The 26,206-nt window shown below is 49.2% G+C and carries 23 protein-coding genes; all 23 read left to right on the forward strand.

Annotation, left to right across the window (positions count from 1 at the left end; all coding sequences use genetic code 11):
* Positions 1–461 precede the first annotated feature (461 nt).
* Entirely contained in the window at positions 462–2,954 is a 2,493-nt protein-coding gene (spoIIE, locus tag ACFQ03_RS10775; RefSeq protein ID WP_144936776.1) for a stage II sporulation protein E, read from the forward strand.
* A 239-nt stretch (positions 2,955–3,193) separates the two neighbouring features.
* Entirely contained in the window at positions 3,194–3,958 is a 765-nt protein-coding gene (locus ACFQ03_RS10780) for a vWA domain-containing protein (RefSeq protein WP_313960582.1), read from the forward strand.
* Positions 3,942–4,862 carry a protein kinase domain-containing protein gene (locus ACFQ03_RS10785; RefSeq protein WP_144936781.1) on the forward strand — a complete coding sequence of 307 codons (921 nt, stop codon included), beginning with the start codon at positions 3,942–3,944 and terminating at the stop codon, positions 4,860–4,862. The genes ACFQ03_RS10780 and ACFQ03_RS10785 overlap by 17 nt, the downstream gene beginning before the upstream one ends.
* 32 nt (positions 4,863–4,894) lie before the next feature.
* A complete protein-coding gene (gene tilS / locus ACFQ03_RS10790) occupies positions 4,895–6,313 on the forward strand; it encodes a tRNA lysidine(34) synthetase TilS (protein WP_144936784.1) in 1,419 nt (472 codons plus the stop codon).
* A gap of 56 nt (positions 6,314–6,369) precedes the next feature.
* Positions 6,370–6,912, forward strand: coding sequence for a hypoxanthine phosphoribosyltransferase (hpt, locus tag ACFQ03_RS10795; RefSeq protein WP_150960550.1), 543 nt, complete (start codon positions 6,370–6,372; stop codon positions 6,910–6,912).
* Between the two features lie 88 nt (positions 6,913–7,000).
* Entirely contained in the window at positions 7,001–8,992 is a 1,992-nt protein-coding gene (gene ftsH / locus ACFQ03_RS10800; RefSeq protein ID WP_144936790.1) for an ATP-dependent zinc metalloprotease FtsH, read from the forward strand.
* 197 nt (positions 8,993–9,189) lie between these two features.
* Positions 9,190–10,128 carry a quinolinate synthase NadA gene (gene nadA / locus ACFQ03_RS10805; protein WP_144936793.1) on the forward strand — a complete coding sequence of 313 codons (939 nt, stop codon included), beginning with the start codon at positions 9,190–9,192 and terminating at the stop codon, positions 10,126–10,128.
* A gap of 38 nt (positions 10,129–10,166) precedes the next feature.
* On the forward strand, positions 10,167–11,780 hold the full coding sequence (nadB, locus tag ACFQ03_RS10810) for an L-aspartate oxidase (protein ID WP_379288072.1): 1,614 nt from the start codon (positions 10,167–10,169) through the stop codon (positions 11,778–11,780).
* A complete protein-coding gene (gene nadC / locus ACFQ03_RS10815) occupies positions 11,773–12,639 on the forward strand; it encodes a carboxylating nicotinate-nucleotide diphosphorylase (RefSeq protein WP_379288074.1) in 867 nt (288 codons plus the stop codon). The genes nadB and nadC overlap by 8 nt, the downstream gene beginning before the upstream one ends.
* Positions 12,636–13,400: a type III pantothenate kinase gene (locus tag ACFQ03_RS10820; RefSeq protein ID WP_144936802.1), complete on the forward strand. Its 765-nt coding sequence runs from the start codon at positions 12,636–12,638 to the stop codon at positions 13,398–13,400. Before nadC ends, ACFQ03_RS10820 begins: the two co-directional genes overlap by 4 nt.
* Positions 13,401–13,480: 80 nt before the next feature.
* Positions 13,481–14,353: an Hsp33 family molecular chaperone HslO gene (gene hslO, locus ACFQ03_RS10825; protein ID WP_144936805.1), complete on the forward strand. Its 873-nt coding sequence runs from the start codon at positions 13,481–13,483 to the stop codon at positions 14,351–14,353.
* A 23-nt stretch (positions 14,354–14,376) separates the two neighbouring features.
* Positions 14,377–15,315: a peptidylprolyl isomerase gene (locus ACFQ03_RS10830; protein ID WP_144936809.1), complete on the forward strand. Its 939-nt coding sequence runs from the start codon at positions 14,377–14,379 to the stop codon at positions 15,313–15,315.
* A 96-nt stretch (positions 15,316–15,411) separates the two neighbouring features.
* Positions 15,412–16,350: a cysteine synthase A gene (gene cysK, locus ACFQ03_RS10835; RefSeq protein WP_144936812.1), complete on the forward strand. Its 939-nt coding sequence runs from the start codon at positions 15,412–15,414 to the stop codon at positions 16,348–16,350.
* Between the two features lie 174 nt (positions 16,351–16,524).
* Positions 16,525–18,096, forward strand: coding sequence for an anthranilate synthase component I family protein (locus tag ACFQ03_RS10840; RefSeq protein WP_379288077.1), 1,572 nt, complete (start codon positions 16,525–16,527; stop codon positions 18,094–18,096).
* A 37-nt stretch (positions 18,097–18,133) separates the two neighbouring features.
* On the forward strand, positions 18,134–18,727 hold the full coding sequence (gene pabA / locus ACFQ03_RS10845) for an aminodeoxychorismate/anthranilate synthase component II (RefSeq protein WP_379288079.1): 594 nt from the start codon (positions 18,134–18,136) through the stop codon (positions 18,725–18,727).
* A gap of 90 nt (positions 18,728–18,817) precedes the next feature.
* Positions 18,818–19,696, forward strand: coding sequence for an aminodeoxychorismate lyase (gene pabC, locus ACFQ03_RS10850; RefSeq protein ID WP_379288081.1), 879 nt, complete (start codon positions 18,818–18,820; stop codon positions 19,694–19,696).
* A gap of 247 nt (positions 19,697–19,943) precedes the next feature.
* Positions 19,944–20,723, forward strand: coding sequence for a dihydropteroate synthase (gene folP / locus ACFQ03_RS10855; protein ID WP_379288092.1), 780 nt, complete (start codon positions 19,944–19,946; stop codon positions 20,721–20,723).
* Positions 20,724–21,086, forward strand: coding sequence for a dihydroneopterin aldolase (gene folB, locus ACFQ03_RS10860; protein ID WP_379288083.1), 363 nt, complete (start codon positions 20,724–20,726; stop codon positions 21,084–21,086). It abuts the gene before it with no gap.
* 3 nt (positions 21,087–21,089) lie between these two features.
* A complete protein-coding gene (folK, locus tag ACFQ03_RS10865; RefSeq protein WP_379288085.1) occupies positions 21,090–21,626 on the forward strand; it encodes a 2-amino-4-hydroxy-6-hydroxymethyldihydropteridine diphosphokinase in 537 nt (178 codons plus the stop codon).
* Entirely contained in the window at positions 21,578–21,805 is a 228-nt protein-coding gene (locus ACFQ03_RS10870; RefSeq protein ID WP_379288087.1) for a helix-turn-helix domain-containing protein, read from the forward strand. The genes folK and ACFQ03_RS10870 overlap by 49 nt, the downstream gene beginning before the upstream one ends.
* Entirely contained in the window at positions 21,805–22,821 is a 1,017-nt protein-coding gene (gene dusB / locus ACFQ03_RS10875; protein ID WP_144936835.1) for a tRNA dihydrouridine synthase DusB, read from the forward strand. The genes ACFQ03_RS10870 and dusB overlap by 1 nt, the downstream gene beginning before the upstream one ends.
* A gap of 271 nt (positions 22,822–23,092) precedes the next feature.
* Positions 23,093–23,569, forward strand: coding sequence for a transcription elongation factor GreA (greA, locus tag ACFQ03_RS10880; protein WP_144936838.1), 477 nt, complete (start codon positions 23,093–23,095; stop codon positions 23,567–23,569).
* A gap of 152 nt (positions 23,570–23,721) precedes the next feature.
* Positions 23,722–25,212 carry a lysine--tRNA ligase gene (gene lysS / locus ACFQ03_RS10885; protein WP_379288090.1) on the forward strand — a complete coding sequence of 497 codons (1,491 nt, stop codon included), beginning with the start codon at positions 23,722–23,724 and terminating at the stop codon, positions 25,210–25,212.
* Positions 25,213–26,206: the final 994 nt, after the last annotated feature.

Genomic DNA, 26,206 nt, shown 5'->3' on the forward strand with positions numbered 1-26,206 from the left:
CATTCCGACAGTATGGAGACCATTAATTAAAGAATAGAGGCATCCGTGAGGATGCTTCTCTTTTTTACCATTTTCTACCACAAAGGAATCTTTAAGTTCTTACCGTTTTAATACGATGAAGAACAAGGATTCCTATTGGCATAGAAAGCTACCTTTAAAACCGGGTTATTCGACTTCGAAAAGGCTTCGTTTTAGAAGCTTTTTTTATTTTTTTCAATGCGAAGACTTCGACACGAACGCTCGGCAAGTTCGGCACCATCCCTCGCCTAAAAATGGCAAAGGCTACTATGAACCCGCAGGATTAGGGAAAGCCGACGCTGTTTTTTTGCACAAAACGGGATAGGTCGGGAAGGTTTTTGTCGGAAATTTTTTTGAATCTACCTTCTCATTCTGACAAACTTCCTGATAGATTCTTTCTATAATAGAGGACACAAGAAAACCGGTTAGGTGGTGTCCGATCTATGCAAAAGCAATCTGGTGTACAAGGGGTGAAGGGCCATTGCTCTTCATGGGTGAAGCAGGTTAAAGAAAACACAGGCAAGAGATTGGCCGATAGCCGTATCATTCAGGCCTGGATGGTGAAACGATGGGCCGTGCTGCTTGTCGTCATTGCTTTCTTGTTGGGAAGAGCGACGATTCTCGATGAACTTTCTCCTTTCGCCCTTGCTTATTTCGCCGTCTTCTATTATCTCCGCAAAGATTTGCTTCATTGGGTCGGAGTGGCGTTATGCGCGGGAAGCTTATTATCCGCACACGGCAGCGCAGGATACATCGTGGCCCAGATGCTGGTATTTCTCCTTATTCAAAAAGGGCTGGAGAAATATGAGAAAGCCGAGCTTTCTTATGTACCGCTATTGGTATTTATGACCGGGTTCTCCGTCAAATTGTTCAGCCATCTGGTAGCGGCCAATCTATCTTGGTATACGTTGATGATGACCGGAATTGAATCGACATTAAGCTTGATTCTTACGCTTATATTCATCCAGGCGGTTCCCGTGTTTACGATTGCGAGAAAGAAGCATGGGCTCAAGACGGATGAAATAATTTGTCTGATCATACTGCTCGCATCCGTCATGACGGGAACGGTGGGCTGGGTAATTGGAAACGTAACGGTAGAGCATGTCCTGTCAAGATACTTGATCTTGTTGTTTGCTCTGGTGGGAGGAGCGCCCCTGGGGGCTTCTGTCGGTGTGGTAACTGGCCTCATTCTCAGCTTGGCGAATGTAAACGCTATTTACCAGATGAGTTTGCTTGCTTTCGCAGGAATGCTTGCCGGGCTCATGAAGGAAGGCGGGCGCTTGGCCGTGGCGCTGGGCATGCTCATTGGTTCGTCCATTCTTTCCATCTACATCGGGGACCAGACAGCTTTTCTCCAATCCACCTGGGAATCCGCGGCGGCGGTCGTTCTGTTCTTGCTCACGCCTAAGAGTATCGTCTATACATTGGCAACTTATATTCCGGGAACCCAGGAAAATATGAAGTCCCATTATGATTATGCCAGAAGGGTCCGGGATATTACGGCCGAAAGGGTGCAGCAGTTCTCCGAAGTATTCCGCCAGCTGTCCCGCAGCTTTAAACAGCTGACGACAGAAGGCTATTCGGCTAACCGTGAAGGGGAAGTGGAGCATTTCATGAGTGCCGTATCGCAGAAATTTTGTACCAATTGCGGCAAGCGGGATGCTTGCTGGAGCCGTGATTTTGCCAAAACCTATACATTTATGACGGAAATGATGACCGCCATTGATAAGAATGAAGCCCCTGCCAAGCGGGATATCCCGAAGGAATGGACTCGCGCCTGCATTAAAACGGAGCGGGTGCTGAACACAATGCTTCATGAATATCAGCTCTACAAAAATAATTTGCACTGGAAAAAACAAATACTGGAGAGCCGGCAGCTTGTAGCGGATCAATTAACAGGCGTATCTCAGGTCATGGAAGATTTGGCCAAGGAAATCAAAAGGGAGGGTCAGGAGCTATTTTTGCAGGAGGAGCAGATCCGCAGCGCTTTGGAAGAACTGGGGTTGTCGATTCACAGTATTGATATTATAAATCTTGAGGAAGGAAATGTTGAAATTGAGGTGGTGCATCAATATTTAAAAGGCTATGATGAATGCCGCAAGATTGTCGCTCCTCTATTATCAGACATTATTGGCGAAAATATAGCGGTTAAGAGAGAAAGACCGTCCGAAAGGGGAGAAGGCTACTATACGGTTATGTTCGGGTCCGCCAAGGAATATGAAGTCGAGACGGGTATTGCCGGAGCGGCCAAAGGAGGGGATTTGCTGTCCGGGGACAGCTTCAGCACCGTGGAGTTGGGAAATGGAAAGTTTGCGGTTGCTCTAAGCGATGGAATGGGCAACGGCGAGCGGGCCCGGGCGGAGAGCAGCACGGCTCTCAATATTTTGCAGCAGCTTCTGCAGTCGGGCATGGACGAGAAGCTGGCGATCAAATCGGTCAATTCGGTCTTGATGCTTCGCTCGCCGGACGAAATTTTCGCTACGGTGGACATGGCTTTGATCGATTTGTACAGCGCGCAAACGACATTTATGAAGATAGGCTCGACCCCCAGCTTTATTAAGCGGGATAATGAAGTGATTTCCATCATGGCAAACAATCTGCCGGTAGGAATTTTGCAGGAAATTGATGTCGATCTCGTCAGCGTTCAGCTGAAGCCGGGTGACGTTCTAATTATGATGACGGATGGTATTTATGATGCTCCCGGATATGCGGTTAACAAGGAGCTATGGATGAAACGGGTCATTCAGGAGATGGATTTGTCCGATCCGCAGGAATTTGCAGATTGCCTGCTGGAGAGAATCGTACGCTATCAGCAAGGGGACATTGCCGATGACATGACGGTTATCGTTGCCAAAATAGAGCGCTTCCAGCCGGAGTGGGCTACCTTTAGCTGGCCCGGTGTTTCCCGCATCGAGCGCCCCAAGGTGGTGAGTTAATAAAGGAGAGACTCAAGTAATCATGCTGAACGAAAGACCTGCAAATCGGCAGGTCTTTCGTCATTTTAAAAAAAGAGAGATCTACTCCCTATTTTTTTATCCTGCCTCCTATATTTACTTACATTAGATATGAGCTTGCTTTAACCCCTCTCCGTATAAAGTCTAGCAAACGGGCAACACTGGTTAATAGGTTGGTAGAAGCAGCCATTCTACTTTATTCAAATCAGGGGAGGGGCATGATGAAACAGATTATTTTGATCACGGACGGTTGCTCGAATGTTGGTATAAGCCCTGTCGCAGCAGCGGCCAGAGCTTTGGCCGAGGGGATCGTGGTGAATGTTATCGGAGTGATTGACGAAGGGGAAACCGGTCATTACGGAATAGAAGAAATCAACGACATCGCCCGGGCTGGAGGGGGCTTAAGCCGTATGGTCGTGCCAAGTATGGTGGCTCAGACGATGCAGATGATGACCCGCAAGACGATGCTGCATACGATTCACGATGCCGTCAATCATGAGCTCAAGCAGATTGTCGGACCCGGAGCCGCTTTGGAAAAGCTGCATCCCGAACAGCGCTCCCAGGTTGTGCAGGTGATCGACGACCTCGCGGAAACGTCGGAGATGAAGGTGGCGCTGTTGGTGGATGCCAGCGCCAGCATGAAGCCCAAGCTGGAGACGGTAAGAGAAGCGATCGGCGATCTTATGCTAAGTATGCAGGCTCGTAAAGGGAAAAGCGAAATCGCCGTGTTTCATTTTCCGGATGCGAAAGGACAGAGGGAAGTGTGCATGGACATGGATTGGACCACCCGGCTTGCAAATGTACGCGATTTATTTTATAAAATAAACATGAAAGGTACGACTCCCACCGGCCCCGCCCTGCTCCATGTTATCCGTTTTCTGTCTGGAGAGCGTAACGGCGAAATGGATGGTGGAGAACCGGCTGCGGGAATAACCCATTCCCGGCAGCCGGGCAAGGACGGGATGCTGAGTGACTACGTCGTCTGAGATGGAGTTTATACAAGGGACGCCGATCATTGGCAAGTGGAAGCGAAATACGTACGTGGTGGAGAGAAAGCTCGGGGAAGGAGCGAACGGCAAGGTTTACCTGGTTCGCCGGGACCGCTGCTGGTATGCTTTGAAGCTGGGCTTCAATGCCGTTGATTTGCAATCCGAGATCAACATGATCCGGAAGCTGTCGCAGGCCCCCGGCGATTTCCGCAACTTCTTCGTCGATGCGGATGATGCCGAACATGCCGGGCAGGTCTATTCCTTCTATGTAATGAGATATGTCCGGGGAGACCCTCCGGATGTATTTCTGAAGAATTCCGGAAGGGAATGGATGCAAGTGATCGGGCTTCACCTGCTGAGGAAGCTCGTTGACCTCCATCGGCAAGGGTTTGTCTTCGGCGATTTGAAGCTGGAGAACGTGTTGGTATCCCGGTACGGTGAAGTAGAGCTGATTGATTTTGGCGGTGTAACCGTCATGGGGAACGGGGTCAAGCAGTTTACCGAGGTTTATGACCGCGGTTATTGGAACGGCGGGAGCCGGAAGGCGGATGATGGATACGACTTGTTCTCGTTCGCTATTCTTTGCATGAGATTGCTTGGAGGGCACAACAGCTGCATTACTCCCCAACTCATTCCCCAGAACCGGAACATCGATGTGCTGCTGGAAGAACTGGATAACCCTGCATATTCCGGGTACGAGGATTTCGTGCGAAGATCGCTCATCGGGGAGTTCCGCTCCTCCGAAGAAGCTTTCGCGGAGTGGAAAGCACTGCCGATTTCCGCCATGGCATCCCCGAACAAGGCCCTTGGCTTGCCTCCGGGTGCAGGACATTGGGTAGCCTGCAGCTTCGCCGCATCCCTTCTTATATTTGGATTGGCGCTATATTTTGTCTGGTCCTGACCTTCTTGCCCGCCGAAAGGAAAGAGTGCATAATGGAGCTTATCCGCAGAGTGGAAGACAAGATTAATAAGGAACGATGGTTTGATCCAGGAGAACGCATAGTTGTCGCGGTATCGGGCGGTCCCGATTCGGTCGCGCTGCTGCATCTCCTGTTTCTGCTTTCTAAGCGGCACGGCTGGAAGCTTCTGGTGGGCCATGTCAACCATCAGTTTCGCGAAGAATCGGAGGAAGAAGCTGAATTTGTCCAAGAGTGGGCGGCTTCACTCGGCTTGCCCTGCAAGGTTGGAGTGATCAATGTGCCCCGTTATATAGAAGAAACTGGGGATAACCCGCAGAACGCAGCCAGGGAGCAGCGCTACCGGTTTCTGACCTCCATTGCGAGGGAATTCGGGGCCCGCAAACTGGCGCTGGGACATCATGCGGACGATCAGGCGGAAACCGTGCTGATGAGGCTGATTCGCGGAACGGGTCCGTCTGGGCTTGCGGGCATACCTGCCGCCAATACGATGGATGGCGTCGAGCGGATACGCCCTCTGCTCGAAGTGTACAAGGCCGAGCTGGTGAATTACTGTACGGAGCATCATCTGACCTATTATGTCGACCGCAGCAACGAAGAACGCAAATATGCCCGGAATCGGGTCCGGTTGGACGTCATCCCGGAGCTGACGAAGTATAATCCGCAATTTGTAGAATCACTCAATCGTCTGTCCTTAATGATCCGGGAAGAGGACGATTACATGGATCGGGAAACCGCCGCGGCATATAAACGCATCGTCCGCTCCACCCCGGAAAACGGCGAAATATCATTTTCCAGAAAAGAGTTCATAAGTTTACATGTTGCTTTACAAAGGCGTTTGATTAAACTAATATTAAATTATCTCAATTTTTGTGCGGATTCCGTTGAATTTACGGGCGTGGAATTGCTGCGAGAGGCGATTTTACAGGAGCGGAGCTCCACCCTTACCTTGGAAGCAGGCGACCGGATCCGCTTTTTTAAAGAATACGACCGGATCGGGTTTGTGCGGAACTATTCACCTTCCCGCCCGTTCCATTACCCTGTAGAGCTGAACCGGAGCTCGCTGTACTTGCCCGAATCGGGCATGTCTATGGAGTATTTCATTACCCGTTCTTGTGAAGATTGTCACGGCTTTGGACAGAGGACCAGGGATTGCGCGATGTTCGACCTGGATCTGCTGGAGCTGCCGTTGACGGTCCGAAGCCGGCTAGCCGGCGACAGGATGCAGGTTCTTGGTTTAAACGGTTCTAAAAAGGTAAAAGATATTTTCATCGATGCTAAAATTTCTCCAAGGGAACGGGATCGTGTTCCTTTAGTCGTCGATGGGGCCGGTCGGATTATATGGATACCAGGAATTAAACGATCCGAGCATGCTGTTGTGACGAACCGGACCGCCCGATACTTATATATGAAGGTTACCCGGGAATCCACTTAATGAGATCAGTATGTACGCATTCGTTTTTTCATAGTATAAAGTAGGAGGTTTCATTGTTGCATAACGACATAAAGGAAGTGCTGTACACCGAGCAGCAGCTCGAGCAGAAGGTGCAGGAGCTTGGCCGCAAAATTAGCGAGGATTACCAGGGCCGCAACTTGTTCGTCATCTGTGTTCTGAAGGGCGCATTTATTTTTATGGCCGATCTTGTCAAACATATTACTGTACCGCTTGAGCTTGATTTCATGGCGGTGTCCAGCTACGGGCAATCGACTAAATCATCGGGGGTTGTCAAGATTATTAAAGACCTGGATGTACCGCTGGAAGGCCGTGATGTCCTCATTGTCGAAGACATTATCGATAGCGGCTTGACCCTGAGCTATCTCATCGACATTCTGGAGAGAAGAAATGCTCATTCCGTTTCGGTGGTCGCCCTGTTCGACAAGCCCGCGCGGAGAACGGTCGAGTTAACGCCGGATTATACAGGATTTACCCTGCCGGACGAATTTATAGTCGGGTACGGGTTGGATTACGCGGAGAAATACCGGAACCTGCCTTATGTCGGCATCTTAAAAGAAGAAGTATACTCTAAAGCTTAGGCTGCGAAGTCAATATTACGCTCTATTGTGAAGCCGAGACCTGCTGTGGTAAAATAAAACAAGTGTGCCGCTTGAGAGGAGGTAGGGGATGAATCGGGTCCTCCGAAATACCGGATTTTATCTAATTCTCTTTTTAGTTGTCATCGGTATTGTGCGTTTTATCAGCAATCAGAATGAAATTGAAGAGCAGATAACGTACAATCAATTCCGCGAAGAATTAAAGAATGCAGCAGCCCAAACGACGGGGGATAAGATTGAAAGAGTCATCGTCAAGCCGGAAGGCTATACCTACGTCATAAAGGGAAAGTTTGAATCGGGCAAAAGCTTCAAAACCCGTGCCCCTTTGGATGAGAGGGTTATTGTCCTGATTGAGGAAAGCGGGGTTAAAGAAGAGGTCTATGAGAAAATGGACGAAGGAAGCATATGGATCACGTTCCTGACGTCGATCATTCCTTTTGTCATTATTTTCATCCTGTTCTTCTTCTTGCTGAATCAAGCTCAGGGCGGCGGCGGCAAAGTGATGAATTTTGGCAAGAGCCGAGCCCGTTTATATAACGAAGAGAAGAAGCGGGTCACCTTCGAGGATGTGGCTGGAGCCGACGAGGAGAAACAGGAACTGGTCGAAGTGGTCGAATTTCTGAAGGATCCACGTAAATTCGCTGCTGTCGGAGCAAGAATTCCCAAGGGCGTTCTGCTTAACGGACCGCCAGGGACAGGTAAGACGCTATTGGCGAGAGCGGTAGCCGGTGAAGCGGGAGTGCCGTTCTTCAGCATAAGCGGTTCCGATTTCGTAGAGATGTTCGTCGGAGTAGGGGCTTCCCGCGTTCGCGACCTGTTCGAGAATGCTAAGAAGAACTCTCCTTGTATTATATTTATTGACGAGATTGACGCTGTTGGACGTCAGCGCGGCGCCGGTTTGGGCGGCGGGCATGACGAGCGGGAACAGACGCTTAACCAGCTGCTCGTCGAGATGGATGGCTTCGGTGCAAATGAAGGAATTATCATTATCGCCGCTACGAACCGTCCGGACATTCTGGATCCTGCGCTTCTGCGTCCGGGACGCTTCGACCGTCAGATTACGGTAGACCGTCCGGATGTTAAAGGCCGTGAAGCGGTGCTGAAGGTACATGCCCGCAACAAGCCTCTGGCCAAGGACGTTAAATTGGATGTATTGGCCAGATACACGACCGGATTTACGGGCGCGGATTTGGAGAATCTGTTGAACGAGGCTGCCTTGATCGCCGCCCGCCGCAACAGAAAAGATATCGGCATGGCTGAAGTAGAGGAAGCGTTCGACCGAGTTGTGGTCGGAACCCAGAAGAAAAGCCGTGTCATCAGCGAACGCGATAAGAAGACTCTGGCTTACCATGAAGCCGGGCATGCGATTATCGGGTACTATGCAAGAGATGCATGGATGGTTCATAAGGTCACTATCGTACCGCGGGGCCGCGCCGGAGGCTATGTCATGATGCAGCCCAAGGAAGCGGAAGATCCGCTGGTCATTACCAAATCTGAACTACTGGACCAGGTGGTCGGCCTGTTGGGCGGCCGTGTCTCCGAGGAGCTGTTCATCGGAGAGATCGGTACCGGGGCTTATGATGACTTCCAGAAGGCCACTTCCATCGTAAGACGCATGATTGTCGATTATGGAATGAGCGAGAAGCTTGGACCGATGCAGTTCGGTCACTCTCAGGGACAGGTATTCCTGGGTCGGGATTTGGGGCATGAGCAGAATTACAGTGATGCCATTGCTTACGAAATCGACCAGGAAATGCAGAGCATGATCCGTCAATGCTACGATCGTGCGAAGCAGATACTTAAGGATCATGAAGATAAAGTCCACCTGGTGGCTCAGACGCTATTGAAGAAAGAAACATTGGTTAAAGAACAGATTATTCATCTGATCGAGCATGGTACGGTAGGAGATGAAGCTCCGGGATCTGAGGGAGCAACGGAATCCGCTTATGATGCCTATAAGAAAGAAGAAGAAATGAAAATTAAAATTCAAGGTCAGGACCAGCCGAAGGATACAAATAAACCGGGTTCGGGCCAAGATAAAAATGAAAACGAAGAAGAATAAAGGGTAGGTCAACAAATCCGGGAATCGCCTGCAGAAGGCTCCCGGATTTTTGTTGTTTCCCGCCTTTTTCCGCATTGACACCTTAGTTAAGGTTGTGTAAATTAGGGTTAAACTTACACCATCCTTTAGGGGGAGAAGGGGTTGGGGGTGCCCGACCGCTTGCCGAATAAGGGGTCATGAAGGAAGGAAGGGTTGGGATGGAGGCTCTCGCGTTAGCGCGGAAGGAAGAGCAGAACCAACAGTTGAAGGAACGGATTCTTCAATTGAAGAAAGAGAAGAACGCCATCATACTTGCTCATTATTATCAGAGAGACGAAATACAAGAGGTTGCCGATTTTCGCGGGGATTCTTTCCTGCTGGCTCAGAAGGCGGCGACTACGGATGCCGAAGTCATAGTATTCTGCGGAGTTCATTTCATGGGCGAAAGTGCCAAGATATTGGCGCCGAACAAGACGGTCGTCATTCCCGACGAAAGAGCGGGATGTCCGATGGCCGACATGGTGAATGTGGACGGTTTGCGCGCTTTGAAGAAGCAGCATCCCAATGCCAAAGTAGTAGCTTATATCAACACCTCGGCCGAGGTGAAGGCGGAAACCGATATTTGCTGCACCTCATCCAATGCGATCAAGGTGATTGAATCGGTGGATTCCGAGGAAATTATCTGGGTTCCGGATAAAAATTTGGGCGACTATGTGTCTAAATTCACAGATAAGAAAATGATCATTTGGGAAGGTTACTGCAACACTCACGACATGCTTACCGTGAAGGATGTCGAAGAGATGAGGGCCAAATACCCCAATGCAGAATTTGTCGTTCATCCGGAATGCCGGCCGGAGGTCGTTAAGCTGGCCGATTTCGTTGGCAGTACGACAGCGATCATCCAGTATTGTAAGGAGTCGGATAAGCAAGAGTTCATCGTTGGAACAGAGGATGGAACGGGATACCAGCTTCGCAAGGACAGTCCTGATAAGACCTTCCATTTCGCTACGAAATACTTGGTTTGCCCCAACATGAAAGTAAACAACTTGAAGAAGGTGGCCAAATGCTTGGAGACGTTATCTCCGCAAATTTATGTGCCGCCTCATGTTGCGGATCAAGCGAGAGCTTCGTTAGAGCGCATGCTGCAGGTGAAGTAGCATGCGCTACTTCCTTTGTATGAGAAAAAGGTGAGAGAATGATTCCCCGCTATTTAGTTGATATAGATCTGTCTGCCGCCTCTGTCAAGCAAGCAGAGGTTATTGTGATCGGGGCCGGGATTGCCGGGCTGTTCACTGCCATTCGGGCGGCGGAAACCGATAAAGTACTGTTGATTACGAAGAAATCCCTGCTCGAAAGCAACACGCGTTACGCCCAAGGGGGAATCGCTGCGGTCATTTCGGAGAAGGATTCTCCGGAGTACCATAGACAGGATACTCTGATCGCCGGAGCCGGATTATGCGATCCGGAAGCGGTCAATGTTCTGGTGCATGAAGGTCCCGAGGGGGTCAGAGATTTGATCCGCATGGGGACCCAATTTGATTTGGAAAACGGGGAACTGGCCTTAACGAAGGAAGGGGCCCATAGTCAGAGAAGAATTCTTCATGCCAATGGGGATGCTACCGGATATGAGATTGTGCGCGCTCTATCTGACAAAGCCCTCCAGCATCCCAATATTGAGGTTTGGGATGATCATTTCGTCATTGACTTAATTACCCAGGATGGGGAATGCTATGGGGTATGGGTGCAGAAACCGGACGGCAGCAAAGTCTATGTTCAGGGAAAGGCTACCGTCCTGTGCACCGGCGGAACCGGACAGCTGTATCGCTACACAACGAATCCGGTCATTGCTACTGGAGACGGGATTGCTATAGCATACCGTGCAGGAGCCGTTATTCGGGATATGGAGTTCATCCAGTTTCATCCTACGGCGCTTGTTTATCCGGGGGCTCCCCGTTTTCTGATCTCGGAAGCGGTTCGGGGAGAAGGTGCAGTGCTTCGCAATATTAACGGCGAAAGATTTATGGAGCGGTATCATCATCAGTTGGAGCTGGCTCCAAGGGATATCGTCGCCCGTGCGATTGTCAGCGAGATTGAGAAGACGAATTCGACCTTCGTCTTTCTGGATTTTACCCACGAATCCGAGGAGAAAGTGAAGGCGCGGTTTCCAACGATTTATGAGTTTTGTCTTAATTATGGCCTGGACTTGTCTTCGGACTGGATCCCGGTAGCCCCGGCCGCACATTATATGATGGGCGGGGTTAAGACGGATTTGCACGGGGAGACATCGGTCAAGCGGTTATTTGCATGCGGGGAGGTTTCCTCAACGGGAGTTCACGGCGCCAATCGATTAGCCAGCAATTCCTTGTCGGAGGCTATCGTCTTCGGCCGCAGGATCGTAGAGAGAATCAAGGAGCTGGAGCCGGTCAACCGAATCCCCGATGTGCGGTTCGCTAACCCGGACAGGGAATTGCCGATCCGGCCATTCATTGAAAGGCGACTGAAGCTGCAGAAGATTATGCTCCGATACGCAGGTGTCACTCGGACATCTACGGGACTGCAGAAAGGTTATGAGGAATTATCGAAACAAATTCATATCTTCGACTACCGCCTGACCAAAAGAGAGGAATACGAATTCGCGAATTTATTAGTCTGCTCTCTGCTCGCGACGAAAGCGGCTCTGCTCCGCGAAGAAAGCAGGGGCGGCCATTTCCGCGAAGACTTTCCGGAGAAAGATGATTTAGTATGGAGGAAGCATATTTTGTTCAGCCATACGGATGGAATTTTGGAGGAGAGAATCGGCGATGTTTAAAAAGAATGAAACTTTTCGCGAGTCATTGCGTCTTTGGTTACATGAAGATGTTGGAACGGGAGACGTGACGACGTTGTCGACAATTGCTGAAGACAGCCGTTCCACAGGAATCATTCATGCCAAAGAAGACGGAATTATAGCCGGTCTTCCGGTTGCTGAAGCGGTTTTTCTTGAAGTGGACCCGGAACTGAGGTTCACTGCACAGGTTGAAGAGGGGGCTAGCGTTCGGAAAGGCACGATTCTGGCCGAGGTTGCAGGGAGCACCCGCAGCATCCTGACCGGAGAACGGCTGGCTCTTAATCTGCTGCAGCGAATGTCGGGCATTGCAACCCGTACCCGCCAATTTGTCGAAGCGTTGGAAGGGACTGCCGTAAGGCTGGTCGATACCCGCAAGACGACACCTGGCCATCGAATGCTGGAGAAATATGCCGTCACGGTAGGAGGCGGCCATAATCACCGCTTCGGGTTGTATGATGCGGTCATGATCAAGGATAATCATATAATAGGGGCGGGCGGAATCACTCAGGCGGTCCGGGCGGCGAGAAGCCAAATTCCACATACGATGAAAATCGAGGTGGAAGTGGAAAATTTCGATCAGCTCGAAGAAGCGCTATCTGCCCAAGCAGACATTATTATGCTGGACAATATGCAGCCGGAGGAAATGGAGCTCGCCGTTACAAAGATTAAGACCCGCTACCCGTATATTTTAGTAGAGGCTTCCGGCTCCGTACAGTTGGAAACCGTGAAACGAATCGCAGAGACCGGAGTTGACGTCATTTCAGTCGGCCGTCTGACTTATTCGGTATCCGCACTGGACATCAGTCTCGACCTTAACCAGCGAAAGGGGGCGACTTCATGATTTTGGTCGTAGATGTCGGTAACACAAACATCGTCCTGGGGATTTATGAACAGGATCAGCTGCTGCACCATTGGAGGGTCAGCACCAACCGTTCCGGTACGGCTGACGAGTACGGAATGATGGTCTATAATTTTTTCCATTATGTAGGAATTAAGCTTGAAGACATTCAAGGTGTTATTATTTCCTCTGTAGTTCCTCCCCTTATGTTTGCATTAGAGCAGCTTAGCTTAAAATATATTAAGAAGACTCCGCTTATCGTTGGGCCGGGAATCAAGACCGGTCTGAACATACGTTACGAAAATCCGCGTGAGGTTGGCGCTGACCGGATTGTCAATGCCGTTGCGGGGATCGAGCTCTACGGGACCCCTCTGATTATTGTAGATTTCGGGACGGCCACTACTTACTGCTATATAGATGAGCAAGCCCAGTACATAGGAGGAGCTATCTCGCCGGGGATCGGGATTTCTACCGAGGCTCTGTATCAGAAGGCGGCCAAGCTTCCGAGAATTGAACTGGTCAAGCCGAAGAGTACGGTGGGCCGAAATCCGGTAACATCGATGCAGGCGGGGATTATCTTCGGATATGCGAGCCAGGTGGATGGAATTGTCAGCAGAATTCGCGAGGAATTCGGAACGAATCCGAAGGTGATTGCAACCGGGGGGCTGGCTGAATTGATTGCGTCGGAATCGAAAGTGATTGATGTGGTAGACCCCTTGCTCACGCTTCAGGGCTTGCGTCTTATTTATGAGCGGAATGTATAAACGAAAGAGGATCATCCATCAACGAAGGACCATTTATCGGTTACACACCCAATAACTTAAGGAATAAAGCAGGTGAACCTATGTTGGATTATTTAATTCGTGCGACCGCATTTGAAGGCAAAGTGCGGGCGCTCGCCGTTCGGACGAACGGAGTAGTTGAGGAGCTTCGCCGAAGACACGGTTTAACCCCGACGACGACCGCGGCATTGGGCCGTACGGTTTCAGCGGGGGCGATGATGGGCGCGATGCTGAAGGGTGAAGAGAAGCTAACGATCCAGGTGAAAGGCGGCGGCCCGATCGGTCAGATTGTTGTCGATGCTAATGCGGCCGGCGAAGTTAGAGGTTATGTAGACGAACCGCAAGTCGATCTGCCTCTCAATGAAATAGGCAAGCTGGATGTAGCCGGAGCTGTCGGGCGGGAGGGTTTCCTCTATGTAACGAAAGATATCGGTTTGAAGGAGCCTTACCGCGGCAGTGTTCCAATCGTATCGGGCGAGCTGGGCGAAGATTTTACTTATTATTTTGCCAAATCGGAGCAAACACCGTCTGCTGTGGCGTTGGGTGTGCTAGTAGATGTCGATCGTTCGGTTAAGGCCGCCGGAGGATTTATCATTCAATTGCTGCCGGGTTTAACCGATGAAGAAATAAGCCGAATCGAGCAAACTTTGAGCGAACTGCCTCCCATCACCACTCTGATGGATTCGGGGCAATCCCTGGAAGCTATTCTGACTTCAGCCGTAGGAGAAATCCATTTGCTGGACAAGATGGATATTCATTTCCGCTGTCACTGTTCCCGGGACCGGGTGGAGCAGACGCTCATCAGCTTGGGCAAAGAAGAGATCTCCCAAATTATACAGGAGGATGGCAAGGCAGAGGTGGTGTGCCACTTCTGCAATGAAGCTTATGAGTTCTCGGGGAAAGAACTGCAAGAAATAGCAGATAAAATCAATTAGTTATCGGATGGAGAGGAGATGAGATGAGAAATACTAAATGGTTAGTTGGTTTGAATGTCCTGCTGGCTGCTGCCGTCATTCTACTGTCCGCTTTGCTCCTGCTCCGCAATTCTTCCGTCTCTCCTTCCGACAACGGTGCCTTGCCGCCCAAGGATGATAAAATTGTGGGCAGGGTAGGCGACCAAGACATCCTATTAAGCGTGCTGGAAGATAAGTTGCTGCAGAAATACGGAGCGGAGCTGCTGAACCAAATGTTGGATCGTACAGCGATTCAATTGGAAGCGGATGAGATGGGATTGGCGGTTTCTGAAGAAGAAATAACGCATGAGCTATCCAGAATGAGTCAAGGGTACGAAAGTATGGATGCCTATTATCGCTCTATGAAGGAACAGCTTGGCCTAACTCGGGAAGAACTCAGGGATGATGTTTATTACAAGCTTCTCCTGGAGAAGCTGGCCACCTCCAACGTGAAAGTAACCGATAAGGAAATCGAGGATTACATTCAAGCTCATAAGGATGAATTCCGGGATACGGTTCATCTTCGGATTTCACAGGTCATATCCGCATCGTTAGAGCAGGCTAATAAAGTATATGAGCTGGCCTCGGGCGGTTCGGATTTTGCCCGATTGGCGGCAGAGAGATCTCTTGACACTATGTCCGCTTCGGATGGCGGCGATCTGGGTTGGATTGAAGATAATGATCCATTTGTAGATGAGAGCATACTGCAAGCGGCCCGAAGCATGGAGATAGGCGAAATTAGCCGGCCTATTCCATTGGATGGAGGATATGCCGTCATTAAGCTGACCAATCGGAAGGTTGATTCCATAGGCACGAAGGAACAAATTCATGAGATGGTAAAGAAGAGGCTGTCCTTACAGAAGGCCCCGCCTTTAAAAGAGGTAGTGGCCACCATCCGTAAGAAAAGAGAGGCTGTCATTCTGGATACATCGCTTCAATCATAAAACAGAGAAAACATATTGACAATGCACCCAATAGATTGGTAAAATCAAATAAAACCAACTGAGTTAGTCGGAAATAAACCGGGGAGGGTGTTTTTTATGGCTAAATTGGTACAGAATGTTACGGAATTAATTGGTGATACACCGTTAGTGCGCTTGAATCGGATTGTGCCGGATGATGCGGCCGAAATTTATTTGAAGCTGGAATTCCAAAATCCAGGGGCCAGTGTCAAGGACCGGATAGCGATCAGCATGGTGGAAGCGGCAGAGAAAGAAGGTCTTCTTAAACCAGGGGATACGATTATTGAGCCTACCAGCGGGAATACAGGGATAGGACTCGCCATGGTCGCCGCTGCCAAAGGCTACAAAGCTATTCTTGTCATGCCGGAGACTATGAGTATGGAACGCCGTAATTTATTGCGTGCCTATGGGGCACAGCTCGTTCTTACTCCCGGACCGGAAGGTATGAAGGGCGCTATTAAGAAGGCCGAGGAATTGCTGGAACAGAATGAAAATTACTTCATGCCGCAGCAATTCAAGAACTTCGCCAATGTCAAAGTACACCGTGAAACCACCGGTCCGGAAATTGTCGAAGCCATCCAGGGACATGACGGGAAGCTGGATGCTTTCGTCGCCGGGGTAGGTACTGGCGGAACGATCACCGGCGCCGGTGAAGTACTGAAGAAGCATTTCCCCGATATTAAGATCTATGCCGTTGAACCGGCTTCCTCTCCGGTTTTGTCTGGAGGCAAGCCGAGTCCGCATAAAATTCAAGGCTTGGGCGCCGGTTTTATACCCGACATATTAAATACCGAGATCTATGACGAAGTTATCAAGGTGGAGAACGAAGATGCCTTCGAGACTGCCCGGACTGTCGCGAAGCAAGAGGGAATTCTGGGAGGAATTTCATCTGGCGCCGCCATTTACGCTGCTATTCAGGTAGCCAAGAAGCTGGGCAAGGGCAAGCGGGTGGTGGCCGTTATTCCAAGCAACGGGGAACGCTATCTCAGCACTCCCTTGTACCAATTTGAAGATTGAGCCGATCCAGGATATCTATTGGAAGACGGTATTTAGAGTACTGTTAACGTCGATCGAATTAAGCTGCTCGGATAACAAACTAATATATTTTATGTACAGTACAACATTGAGCCCCGCTAGGGGCTCTTCTTTTCTAATTGCATGGCGGTCAAGCAGAATGGGGGATATCGGTCAATGCAAGAGAAGATGACAACATGGGAGCAATGGTTGGAGTGGTCTTCGGAAGATTACTCTATGCTTCCTTATGTCTGCAAGTATTCCCTTCCGTCCGGGTATGAACGTCCCCGGTCCTGGGAGCAGGCCTGGAGCGGTGAGAGCCCTTCAACGTTTGTGTTGGAAAGCGGGAAATCGGGAAAATATACCTTCCTTGGGCTTTCACCGCGCTCTGCGATTGAAGGAAAGGGAGAGGAAGCGACCATAACGGTCTATGCGGATGGGACAAGGGAGCGAAGGACGGGCAAGCCCCTGGCCTTAATTAAGGAGTGGATGAAACCGTATCGCGTACCTTCTGTGCCCGGGGCTCCGAAGTTTATCGGAGGATGTGTCGGATATCTCGGTTACGATGTCATGCGCTCGCTGGAGAAGCTGCCCGAAGCGGCTGATGACGATCTGCCGGTTCCCGAATATGTCATGACTCAATTCAACGAATTGTGGATCGTCGATCAAGAGAGCGGCGAGCTTTACTGTGCGGTTCATCTGGATCTGCCGGAACAGGCTAGAGATCAGACAAGCAATAGCCTGTTGAGAGAGCTTTATCAGGAAGCGGAGAGACGCGTGGAGAGGATGAAGCGGCAATGGGACGCCATTATAGAAACCCGGGGGGAACAGCTAGAGGCTGAGCAATCCCGGCGGTTGGAATGGCTTAAGCAGCAGTCTCAAGAGATCGATGTATCTTCTATTAGGGGGATAGAATCCTCTTTTCCCATGAATGACTTTATTGAAGCCGTCAGACGAATTCAGAGTTATATTGCCGCCGGGGACGTTTTCCAGGTTAATTTGTCCGTCAGACAGAGCAAGGAGCTTCGGGCCCGCCCGGAGACAGTTTACGAATGGCTGCGGTTGATCAATCCTTCCCCTTATATGGGGATGCTGCGCTACCCCGAGTTCCAGCTTGTATCGGGTTCTCCCGAGCTTCTTGTGCAGCTGGAGGATCGGAAGGTCAGAACACGGCCTATTGCCGGGACCAGGCCCCGGGGAGCCGACTGTGAAGAGGACGGGCTTCTCGCCGCCGAGTTAATCCATAACGATAAGGAACGTGCCGAGCATGTCATGCTCGTTGATTTGCTTCGCAATGATCTGGGGAGAATCTCCAGCTATGGGACCGTGCGGGTGGATGATTTCATGGTCGTAGAGAAATATTCCCATGTTATGCATATTGTGTCCGAGGTCCAGGGAGAGCTTGCTTCCGGCAAGGATGCCTACGATGTAATTGCTGCCGTATTCCCGGGAGGTACGATAACGGGGGCGCCCAAAATCCGGACGATGGAAATTATCGAGGAGCTGGAACCGGTCAGACGGGGCCCCTATACCGGAGCGATCGGCTGGATTGACTACAACGGCAATATGGAATTTAATATTATTATACGTACGTTGCTTGTCACGCAAGGAGTCGGTTATGTTCAAGCCGGAGCGGGTATTGTGATCGATTCGGTTCCGGAGAAGGAGTATACCGAGTCGATTAATAAGGCGAAAGCGCTATGGAAAGCGATTGAGTGCAGCGAATCGGCGGCGGTCGCGACGGATTAACTATTCTATATGGAGTTGGACACGAGGAGGTCTATTTGTGATTTTAGTCATTGATAATTATGATTCCTTTACTTATAATTTAGTCCAATATTTAGGCGAGCTTGGAGAGGAAATAGAAGTACGGAGAAATGACGAAATCGATCTGAACGGAGTAGCCTCTCTTCGCCCCGATTATTTGTTGATCTCCCCGGGTCCGTGCACTCCCAATGAGGCTGGAATCAGTCTGGCATTAATCGAACGGTTTAAAGGAGAGATTCCGATCCTTGGAGTCTGTCTCGGGCACCAATCGATCGGACAGGCTTTCGGAGCCGAGGTCGTCCGGGCGGATAAATTGATGCATGGCAAAACATCTTCTATTTTGCATGACGGCAAAACTATCTTTACAGGAATACCCAGCTCTTTCACCGCTACTCGTTATCATTCTTTAATCGTTAAGAGGGATACCCTCCCGGCGGAATTGGAAATCAGTGCGGAAACGGAAGAGGGAGAGATTATGGGGATACGCCATAAGGAGTACCCTATAGAAGGTGTTCAATTTCATCCGGAATCAATATTGACCGATCATGGCCTGCAATTGCTGCGCAATTTTATCGAAACCTATAGAGGTTGGAAAGAACGGACAGCTTCTTGATTTCGTTAGTGTGGAATATCAGGACGAGACGGGCTTAATGGTCTTGTTTTACAGTTCGGGAAAGCTGATGGATAAAGGATGGAGCAAGGCATGATCCTATACATGAACGGTCAATGGATAGAACATCATCAAGCCGTGGTCTCCGCATACGATCACGGCTTTCTTTACGGGATCGGTTTGTTTGAGACGTTCAGAACCTATAACGGCCGTCCCTTCTTGCTGGACGAGCATTTGTCACGGTTGGAGAAGGATTGCGGAGAGCTGGGAATTCGATATCAGCCTGACCGGTCAAGCATTATGCAGATTATTCGCGAATTATTGGCCCGTAACGGTCTGGACGATGCCTACATCCGGTTATCCGTATCGGCAGGGATTGGGGAAATCGGGCTGCCCTCGGCAGATTACGATTCTCCCTCGGTTATTTTTTATGCCAAATCTCTTCCTCCGCGCCCCAATTGGGAAGCATCCGCCCGCCCTTTGCAGCGGTTGAAGCTCAGGCGGAACAGTCCGGAAGCCGGATGGAGAATGAAATCTTTTCATTATATGAATAATATATTGGCGAAAAGGGAATTGCTTCAGTATCCATGGCTGGCCGGAGTCCATGCGGAGGGATTGTTTCTCAGTTCGTCAGGTCATCTGGCGGAAGGAATGGTCAGTAATTTGTTCTTTGTATCTGCCGGAGAGTGTTTTACCCCTTCCCTGGACACAGGCATTTTGCCCGGCATTACCCGTCAATTCGTTATCCGCTTATGCGAGAGCAGGTCCATTCCGGTCCATTCCGGGCATTACCGTTGGGAAATGCTATTGGAAGCAGACGAAGTGTTCATAACGAATTCGATTCAGGAAATCGTCCCGATTTCCGTTTTATTTGACGAGGATGGCCAATGCCGCCGGATTGGCGCCGGAGGACCAGGCCCGATCGCAGCGAAATTACATGAGGATTATCAGAGCTATTGTTGGAATAAATAAACCGATACATTAAACTCTATCGGGCTAATTCGCATGAATGTAAGCGTGGTGTTGACTGTTCAGCCGAACGCACAGTAATTGTAGAAATCAGCGAGCAGTTGACGAATATTCAACTAAAGGAGGGATCAAGATGGGAGAGCAGGAGACAGGATGGTTGGGCGGCCCTGACCGGAAAGACGGCGGAGCCGGATACAAGCAGCTTGTCTGCCGAAATCATTCCTTGATATTGGGCAAGAGAACTTTGGTCATGGGGATTCTGAATGTTACGCCCGATTCCTTCTCTGATGGAGGGCGTTATAATACCGTAGAAGCGGCCGTAGAACGTGCCGGGCAAATGGCCGAGGATGGGGCGGATATTATCGATATCGGCGGAGAATCGACCCGGCCCGGATCTAAAGTGCTGTCACTGGATGAAGAGCTGGAGAGGGTCATACCGGCTATAGAAGCGGTCAGCCGGGCGATGAATCTGCCGATTTCCGTCGATACGTATAAGGCGGAAGTGGCAAGGCAAGCTCTGGAGGCCGGAGCACATATTATTAATGACGTATGGGGCGGCCAGGCCGACTTCGGGATGGCTTCCGTAGCGGCCCAGTATGACTGTCCGATCATTCTGATGCACAATAGAAGCAATACCGATTACAAGCATTTTATGGACGATGTGTTAAACGATCTGAGGATAATGATCCGGTCGGCGAAAGAAGCGGGAGTACAGGATCATCAAATTGTGTTGGATCCGGGAATAGGGTTCGCCAAAAATTATGAACAAAACCTGATTGCGATGAAATTTTTGTCTGAATTTGGCGAGCTTGGTTATCCTGTGTTATTGGGTACCTCCCGCAAAACGTTCATCCGGAATACTTTGAACTTACCGGCGGATCAAGTTCTGGAAGGTACAGCTGCTACCGTAATATGGGGGATCGCCCAAGGAGTCGACATTGTCCGGGTTCATGATGTCAAGGAAATAAAGCGCGCGGTGACGATGGCCGATGCTATCATTCGTTCTCCGTGGAATCGGGAGGGTGTGTAGATGGATAAGATCGTTCTGTCGCGAATGGAATTTTACGGTTACCATGGCGTCTACCCGGAGGAAAATCAGCTGGGTCAAAGATTTTATGTGGATGTGGAGCTGTTTTTGCCGCTTCGGCAGGCAGGAACTACGGACCAATTGGAATATACCGTTAACTATGCGGAAGTGTATGCTACCGTCAAGGAACAGGTAGAGGGTCGGAAATTCCAATTAATAGAAGCTTTGGCCGAAAGCATTGCATCTGAAGTGCTGCAAACTTATACTAGTATCAATGAAATTACGGTCAGGGTCATTAAGCCTCATCCTCCGTTCAATATTGTCTTTGATGGAGTCACCGTGGAAATAAACAGAAAGCGGGACTGAATAATGAATGCAGTTGCAGTTAACAATACGGCCTATATTGGACTGGGTTCTAATCTGGGCGACCGTGAGCAATACTTACAGAAAGCATTACAGAGATTAGACGAGCATCGTCTTATTCAAGTCGTCCGGTGTTCAAGTATTTACGAAACTGAGCCGGTAGGATATGAGGAGCAGGGATCCTTCTTAAACATGGCTGCGATGCTGAGGACTGGGCTTGAGCCCCGGCTTTTACTGGAGGAACTGCTTAGGGTAGAGTCTTCTTTGGGAAGAGTTAGACAAATCCGTTATGGCCCGCGAACCATTGATCTGGATCTTCTGATGTTCGAGGATGCAGTGATGGATACCGGGTCATTAACCTTGCCACACCCGCGTATGCATGAGCGGGCTTTTGTTCTTGTCCCTCTAATGGAGATCGTTGAAGAGGAATTCCCTGGCTTCTCCCTTATAACCGAATGGGCGGTATCGGCACAAGGAAAGGAAGGGGTTAAGCTGTGGAAACAAACGAATTGGCAGCCCGGATCCGGGCATTTCGCAAATTAAAGGGGCTTACCCAGATCGAGCTTGCGGAGTCCATGGGAATCTCCGTATCGATCATAGGCTCTATTGAACGAGGCACCCGGAAAGCGGATGTCAAGACGATCCATCAGATTGCTGAAGTGTTGGGTATAGAACAGGAGGAGCTTGAGAGCTCCAATGCCCACAGGAAGGGGTTGTTATAATGTTGAAAATAGGCAATGTCGTCGCTAAAAACAAAGTTGTTCTGGCGCCTATGGCCGGAGTGTGCAATCCTGCATTCCGGTTGATTGCCAAAGAGTTCGGCTGCGGGCTCGTGTGCGCGGAGATGGTCAGCGACAAAGCGATCGTGCATGGGAATGAACGGACGATGCAAATGCTGTATGTGGATGAACGGGAGAAGCCGCTCAGCTTGCAAATCTTCGGCGGAGACACCGAAACGCTGGTTCAGGCGGCCAAAGTTGTAGATCAATATACGAATGCCGATATTATCGATATCAATATGGGCTGCCCGGTTCCCAAGATTACGAAATGTGATGCCGGGGCAAGATGGTTATTGGATCCGTCACGCATCGAGCAGATGATTTCCACCGTCGTCAAGGCAGTGTCCAAGCCGGTTACCGTGAAGATGAGAATCGGCTGGGATGAAGATCACATTTATGCCGTGCAGAATGCCAAAGCGGTAGAGAACGGCGGTGGCCAGGCCGTATCCGTACATGGACGGACTCGGGTGCAGATGTATAGCGGGCACGCCAATTGGGATATCATTAAGGAAGTTAAAGAATCCGTGTCCATTCCGGTTATCGGAAACGGAGATGTATTCACTCCCGAGGATGCCCAAAGGATGCTGGATCACACCGGCTGCGACGGAGTGATGATCGGCAGAGGCGCACTCGGAAACCCATTTATGCTGTATAGAACCGTTAAATACCTTACAGATGGAGAGCTTCTGCCGGACCCGACCCCGCGGGAGAAAATCCGCATTGCCATTATTCACCTGGATAGGCTTATTGCCTTGAAAGGAGAGGAAGTGGCGGTTAAAGAGATGCGTAAGCATATGGCCTGGTATCTGAAAGGTATTCCGGGCGCGGCCCGTGTCAAAGACAAGATCATGGAATTGCTGGACCGCAATACATTGGTCGAAATCCTGGAGCAGTTCGTCTCTCAGTTTGAGGAAGAAGGGCCTTCCCTGGCCACTCCCGAAGGCGCATTGGCGCTGTAATTCGGGATTATGGGGGCAATTCCCTTTGATTGACATTTCTGTAGGGTTGCAATATAATCAGTCAATAACCAAATTAACAAAACCTAAATATCAGTCATTTTGATCGATATGAGCAATATATTATTTATTGGATCAGGTCATTACAGATACGTGTCGAACCGATTCAAGGCGCCATTCGGCAAGCTTGCTACATGTGTTTTTTACGTAACCATCAGTGGAGGTAAGACCGTTTCGTATGACAATTTTCACAATGACAGGAGATATATGAAGAATGAGTGAAAAAGAAGTAATTCTTACCCAGGAAGGTCTAAAGAAACTGGAAGAAGAACTGGAAAATCTTAAATCGGTCAAGCGCCGCGAGGTGGCGGAACGGATTAAAATTGCAATCGGCTACGGAGATATCAGCGAGAATTCCGAGTATGAGGATGCCAAGAATGAGCAAGCCTTCATTGAGGGTCGGATCATCACCCTTGAGAAAATGCTTCGAAATGCCCGTATCATCAACAATGATGAAGTAGACACGGATACGGTGAGCATCGGTTCCATCGTCACGCTGAAGGACATTGAGTTCAACGACACGTTCGAGTATACGATCGTCGGTACGGCTGAATCCGATCCATCGCAAAACAAAATATCCAACGAAAGTCCGGTAGGTAAAGCGATTCTCGGCAAGAAGAAGGGTGCTGTTGTTGATGTCAACGTTCCTGCAGGCATCATTCAATATGAGATCATCGATATAAAAAAATAAGCGCTTGCATCAGCCGCTAACATTTTGTGGATGAAAAAAGCTTCCTGGGGAAGCTTTTTTCATTGGATTCCAAGGAGAAGTTTCTATACTTGTAAAGCAGTTAAAGATTTTTATGTGGTAAAATAGGACTAATGATTGAAGGAGATGATTGGATGAGCCAGGAGCTGGAGCTTAATGAACTGTTAACCATTCGCCGCAACAAGCTGAACGAGCTGCGCGATTTAGGTGTCGATCCGTTCGGGCACAAATATGAGCGGACTCATATGGCAAATGACATTTTGAAAGTTTATGGGGAATACTCCAAAGAACAGCTTGCGGAAATGAACGTTGAAGTCAGCATCGCCGGACGGATTATGCAAAAGAGAGGGATGGGCAAAGCGTCTTTCGCGCACCTTCAAGATATAACGGGTAAAATTCAGATTTATGTACGTAAAGATTCGGTAGAGGAAACGGAATATTCGGCATTCGACATCCTGGACATCGGGGATATTGTCGGCGTGGTGGGAACCGTATTTAAAACACAAACGGGTGAAACCTCCGTTAAAGCCAAATCTGTAAAGGTACTGACCAAATCCTTATACCCTCTTCCCGATAAATTTCACGGGTTGAAGGACGTTGAGCTTCGTTACCGTCAGCGTTATGTCGATCTCATCATGAGTGAAGAGGTCAAGGAAACGTTTATTTTGCGTTCGAAAATTATTCAGTCGATGCGCCGTTATTTAGATGCTAAAGGCTATCTCGAAGTAGAGACTCCGACGCTTCACGCTATTCCGGGAGGGGCCGCCGCCCGTCCGTTCATTACGCATCATAATGCGCTGGATATGGAGCTCTATATGAGAATAGCTATAGAGCTGCACTTGAAACGGCTAATTGTAGGCGGTTTGGAGAAGGTTTATGAAATTGGCAGGGTATATCGGAATGAAGGAATTTCCACCCGCCATAATCCCGAATTTACTATGATTGAGCTTTATGAAGCTTACGCAGACTATAAAGACATTATGAAATTGACAGAAGAGCTGATTGCGCATATTGCCCAGGAAGTGCTCGGAACGACCACCATTCAATACCAGGGGCATGAGGTGGATCTCGGTTCTCCATGGAAACGAATTTCTATGGTCGATGCGGTCAAAGAGGTGGTTGGCGTAGATTTCAGCAAGCAGATGTCGGATGAGGAAGCTTTGGCTTTGGCTAAGGAGCATAACGTTCCGGTCGAGCCCGGCATGACTTTCGGCCATGTAGTTAACCAATTCTTCGAGACTCTAGTAGAGGAAACTTTGATTCAACCCACCTTCGTTACAGGCCATCCTGTGGAGATCTCTCCTTTGGCCAAGAAAAACGAGGAGGACCCGAGATTTACGGATCGTTTTGAATTGTTCATAGTGGCTAGGGAACATGCCAATGCCTTTACTGAGCTGAACGATCCGATCGATCAGCGCGAGCGGTTTGAAGCCCAGCTTAAAGAGCGTGAGATGGGCAACGATGAAGCGCATAGGATGGATGAAGATTTCATTCATGCTTTGGAATACGGGATGCCTCCAACTGGGGGATTGGGTATCGGTGTAGATCGCTTGGTAATGCTTCTGACCAATGCTCCTTCCATTCGGGATGTCCTTCTATTTCCCCATATGCGGGACAAGCACTAACCATGATCAACGCCCCACGCCGGGGCGTTTTTTCTTTTGCAGTTTAGAATTTTTAACTTGACTTTCGCAGCTTGAAATTGCTCAATAACCCTTGACGTTATTAGGAAAATTGTCTGTTCATTTCCCGGCTTTTATGCTGAACCTTTGCCGACTTGGATGCTATCTCGAAAATCTTGAAAATCCGTCTATTTTCATTTCCTGCTGGTGCCGTGGTAAACGGAATGGCGCGTCTAGCTGGATTTTATACAGCTAGTTTGCTCCTCTGGAGCAAAAGATGGAAACTACCTTGAAAATCCGTCTATTTTACCTTCTGCAGGCATCGTTGCAAGCGGAGCGGCACATCTAACTGTATTTTGTACAGGTAGATTCAAGCGAATGGGCGAAAAAGATCAAACTAACTGGATAAACTACAGTTAAAATGGGCAACTTTGGGCGAAACGGCTGTTTTGGCGCAAACTAGCTGTAGGTTTTCCAGTTAGTTTCCATATTTCTTCCGAATATAGAAATCTAACTGTATGAAATCCATTTAGTTTTCAAATTTCACACTAATGAAGCAATTCAACTCTATTCTACCTTGAAAATCCATCCATTTTCATCATCTGATGGTGCCGCGGTCAGCGGCATGGGGGTCTAAATGGAAAAACTGCAGTAATTTTTGCAAAAAGGGCGATTTCAGCAAAAAATCTCGATTCTAACTGCTGTTTTTCCATTTAATTTTATCGCTTTGTACCATTCGCTTGAATTTACCTGCATAAATTACAGCTAGACCGACGACCTATGGAAGCGGTGGTTTTCTATTTGTGCAATATCTATGTCCAACCTTACATTTTCTTCAGTTACATCAAACCCTTGGACCGATTTTCACTCTACGAAAGTTGAGTTTTTTTAGCCCGGGGCTGCGCGAAAAATATATAATGCTTTGTTTATTATTAACTCAACTTTCGCACCTGAAATTCTTGCCTGATGCCAAGTATGACAAGGAGTTAACGGTATA

Origin of the sequence: Paenibacillus residui (assembly GCF_042677205.1) — a bacterium.
Classification (GTDB): domain Bacteria; phylum Bacillota; class Bacilli; order Paenibacillales; family NBRC-103111; genus Paenibacillus_L; species Paenibacillus_L residui.

What these genes read in the sequence shown, in the direction of transcription:
- spoIIE (WP_144936776.1), top strand. Translation starts at nt 462, where the DNA reads ATGCAAAAGCAATCTGGTGTACAAGGGGTGAAGGGCCATTGCTCTTCA.
- ACFQ03_RS10780 (WP_313960582.1), top strand. Translation starts at nt 3,194, where the DNA reads ATGAAACAGATTATTTTGATCACGGACGGTTGCTCGAATGTTGGTATA.
- tilS (WP_144936784.1), top strand. Translation starts at nt 4,895, where the DNA reads ATGGAGCTTATCCGCAGAGTGGAAGACAAGATTAATAAGGAACGATGG.
- ftsH (WP_144936790.1), top strand. Translation starts at nt 7,001, where the DNA reads ATGAATCGGGTCCTCCGAAATACCGGATTTTATCTAATTCTCTTTTTA.
- nadA (WP_144936793.1), top strand. Translation starts at nt 9,190, where the DNA reads ATGGAGGCTCTCGCGTTAGCGCGGAAGGAAGAGCAGAACCAACAGTTG.
- nadB (WP_379288072.1), top strand. Translation starts at nt 10,167, where the DNA reads ATGATTCCCCGCTATTTAGTTGATATAGATCTGTCTGCCGCCTCTGTC.
- nadC (WP_379288074.1), top strand. Translation starts at nt 11,773, where the DNA reads ATGTTTAAAAAGAATGAAACTTTTCGCGAGTCATTGCGTCTTTGGTTA.
- ACFQ03_RS10820 (WP_144936802.1), top strand. Translation starts at nt 12,636, where the DNA reads ATGATTTTGGTCGTAGATGTCGGTAACACAAACATCGTCCTGGGGATT.
- hslO (WP_144936805.1), top strand. Translation starts at nt 13,481, where the DNA reads ATGTTGGATTATTTAATTCGTGCGACCGCATTTGAAGGCAAAGTGCGG.
- ACFQ03_RS10830 (WP_144936809.1), top strand. Translation starts at nt 14,377, where the DNA reads ATGAGAAATACTAAATGGTTAGTTGGTTTGAATGTCCTGCTGGCTGCT.
- cysK (WP_144936812.1), top strand. Translation starts at nt 15,412, where the DNA reads ATGGCTAAATTGGTACAGAATGTTACGGAATTAATTGGTGATACACCG.
- ACFQ03_RS10840 (WP_379288077.1), top strand. Translation starts at nt 16,525, where the DNA reads ATGCAAGAGAAGATGACAACATGGGAGCAATGGTTGGAGTGGTCTTCG.
- pabC (WP_379288081.1), top strand. Translation starts at nt 18,818, where the DNA reads ATGATCCTATACATGAACGGTCAATGGATAGAACATCATCAAGCCGTG.
- folP (WP_379288092.1), top strand. Translation starts at nt 19,944, where the DNA reads ATGGGGATTCTGAATGTTACGCCCGATTCCTTCTCTGATGGAGGGCGT.
- folB (WP_379288083.1), top strand. Translation starts at nt 20,724, where the DNA reads ATGGATAAGATCGTTCTGTCGCGAATGGAATTTTACGGTTACCATGGC.
- folK (WP_379288085.1), top strand. Translation starts at nt 21,090, where the DNA reads ATGAATGCAGTTGCAGTTAACAATACGGCCTATATTGGACTGGGTTCT.
- dusB (WP_144936835.1), top strand. Translation starts at nt 21,805, where the DNA reads ATGTTGAAAATAGGCAATGTCGTCGCTAAAAACAAAGTTGTTCTGGCG.
- greA (WP_144936838.1), top strand. Translation starts at nt 23,093, where the DNA reads ATGAGTGAAAAAGAAGTAATTCTTACCCAGGAAGGTCTAAAGAAACTG.
- lysS (WP_379288090.1), top strand. Translation starts at nt 23,722, where the DNA reads ATGAGCCAGGAGCTGGAGCTTAATGAACTGTTAACCATTCGCCGCAAC.